The following is a 262-nucleotide window of genomic DNA, read 5'->3' as shown; positions in this document are numbered from 1 at the left end:
GGTGATGGTGGCAAAGAAAAGTTTGTTATTATACCAAGAGAGATGTTAAGAGATGCCAGTAAGTCTGATGCGCTTATTAAAGACGCAAAAAAAGCTGAAATAGGATCTCCAAACTTTGGTATAGACGCCCCTTGGTTAGTCACTGCTGACTATAAGTATGATTTGTCTAATAATAGGGTAAACGTTAATAAGACAGGTGGTAAAGGTGTATTCGCTTATGGTGGGCTGCGTATGGGCGGTGAAGCATTTTACGGGCTAAACC

Annotated in this window: 1 protein-coding gene; it reads left to right on the top strand. The window is 40.8% G+C overall.

The window, feature by feature from the left end; genetic code table 11:
• The coding region (locus AAEY75_RS15755) for a hypothetical protein (RefSeq protein ID WP_352260121.1) at window positions 1–262 on the top strand (262 nt) is incomplete at both ends.

The organism is Psychrobacter sp. TB55-MNA-CIBAN-0194 (assembly GCF_040309505.1).
In the GTDB taxonomy this organism is placed as follows: Bacteria; Pseudomonadota; Gammaproteobacteria; order Pseudomonadales; family Moraxellaceae; genus Psychrobacter; species Psychrobacter fozii.
The sequence above is the reverse complement of the archived record's forward strand: the minus strand, read 5'-3'. Positions and strand labels throughout refer to the sequence as shown.